The 1,976-nt window shown below is 58.2% G+C and carries 2 protein-coding genes; both read right to left on the bottom strand.

The features are described 5' to 3' along the window. Window positions 1-969 (bottom strand): MiaB/RimO family radical SAM methylthiotransferase (locus H5U08_RS17055; protein WP_297035830.1); only part of this gene is annotated, 969 nt, incomplete at its 3' end. Window positions 970-1,150: 181 nt separating this feature from the next. Beyond that, on the bottom strand, window positions 1,151-1,366 hold the full coding sequence (locus tag H5U08_RS17050; RefSeq protein WP_297035828.1) for a hypothetical protein: 216 nt from the start codon (window positions 1,364-1,366) through the stop codon (window positions 1,151-1,153). Between the last annotated feature and the right edge of the window lie 610 nt (window positions 1,367-1,976).

Raw genomic sequence — 1,976 nt, 5'->3', positions numbered from 1 at the left:
GCCGCAGAATCCCACGATGAAATCGCTCGTGACGGCTGCCTCCGGGACGATTTCCCGAATGGTGGCCAGCATCTCGTCGTATTGTTCTACTGTGTAACCCCGCTTCATCCGTTTCAGAACCGCATTGGACCCGCTTTGCGCGGGAACGTGGAGGTACGGACAAACCTTCGGCAGGTCACGAACGGCCTGGAGCAGCTCCCGTGACATGTCCCGCGGATAATTCGTGACGAACCGTATTCGCCGGATTCCCGGTACCTCGTGCACCTTTTCCAGCAGATCTGCCAGTCGGATTGTCCGCCCTGGTTCTTCCCAGCGATAGCTGTTCACCGTTTGGCCCAGAAGCGTTATTTCCACACAGCCCTGGTCGGCCAGTTGTCGGACCTCCTCCAAAATCTCCTGGGGGGACCGGCTCTGCTCCGGACCTCTCACTTTGGGCACGATACAGTAAGTACAGAATTTGTCGCAGCCGAACATCACGCGAACGAACGCCTGGTGCTTCACCGGTCGGACAATCGGCCGGTTCTGCCGATCAGGGTTGAGGAAACTGGCCTGAACCTTTTGGCGTGGTTGGCCACGGCGGTCCAAACTGACCTCCATAATGGGACCAGTGCGGTGCGCCAGCGATTCGAGAAGCTCAGGCAGGCGGGCGACCTGTCCGGGACCAACAACCAGATCCACGTGCGGCGCACGCTTGAGAATGAGCTCCTGGTCCTTTTGCGCCATGCACCCCAATACTCCAATGACTTTCCCGGGTTTTTGCTCCTTGAGGTGCTTGAGTCTTCCCAAAGCGCTGTAGATTTTGTCCTCCGCATGCTGCCGGACGCTGCAGGTGTTGAAAAGGATAATATCGGCCTGCTGACGCTGGAAGACCCGCTCGTAGCCCGCTTCCTGGAGCGCAGCGACGACCAGCTCGCTGTCCAGCTCATTCATCTGGCAACCGACGGTTTCGATATAAAATCGTTTGGACATCAGATTTTCACCTAACAGATTGACGATTCACTTCACCAACTTAACGGGTCCCGGCACGGTTTGCCGGGATTCAGTATTCCTTAAAGGTGAGGAAACTTTTAACCCCCGGCCCGCCTGCCGCCCCAAACTCCTCGCAAACAGTGCGTGACGAAAGCGAATTTTTGCGGCTGATCAGCATCCGTCAGGGGCGAGTTGCCCGCCGGGCGGAAGGAGCCCCATCGGTCTCCGGCGACCGACCGTCTCCGCCCGTCCGTTTTCGTGACTGCTGAATCTCGTCCTGAAAGCGGCTGATCCACGCTGCCCGAAAGCGCAGCATCACCTGCAAGAGGAGGTTAACCCCCACAAAAGCGAGGACCAACCAGAGGACGATGTCCCACGTGGACCAACCGTTTGCCATCAGCAAATCCTTTTGGGTTGCTTCCCGGAATCTGTGATCTACTTCCTGATTCTCTGCCATTGTATCTTGGGGAATGCGACGGAAGACAGAGGTTCTTCTTTCGCGACGGACGTGTCCGGGGGGATGCGGGCTAGAAACGGCAGCCTGATACCACGATAGTGGTATGCTCGGATACTACGAAAAGGTGTTCAATATTGCAACACGTGTTGCATTTTGCTGTAGCAAAAAAATACAGGCGAGTGGCCGCTGCCGACTCGCCTGCTGGGGATAGAAGCCGGTGTTCCGGCCCGTCGGGTGGGTTCCTCGTCGTTGCGGAGGAGAGCATCGCGTGTTGGGGGGAGCCCGACGGTCCCGGTCCGCTTCGTTGGCCTCTTCTGTCTGCCGGCCCCTGTTGGGGATAAAAAACCTCTTCTCTGTCCCGGCTCACGCGGCGAGGCCAACTCACGCGCGAGCAACTTGTTATAGTGCAATCCCCGTGCCAAAAAAGAAAAACGTCTCCGCACTCCCTCGACCGATCGGCTTCGAGCCGCGAGGTCTGGCTGGCGCCAATGCCCGAATCTCCAACGGGGCGGACTCGGCCTTCGGGCCGCATCGAAGGGCGCCAAAGTCT

Source organism: Thermogutta sp., from assembly GCF_014359955.1.
Lineage (GTDB): Bacteria > Planctomycetota > Planctomycetia > Pirellulales > Thermoguttaceae > Thermogutta.
Note: the sequence above shows the minus strand (reverse complement) of the source record. Positions and strands in the feature narration are given on the sequence as shown.

Excerpts from the sequence above, each read along its gene's own strand:
- H5U08_RS17050 (WP_297035828.1), bottom strand. The coding sequence starts at position 1,366 with ATGGCAAACGGTTGGTCCACGTGGGACATCGTCCTCTGGTTGGTCCTC.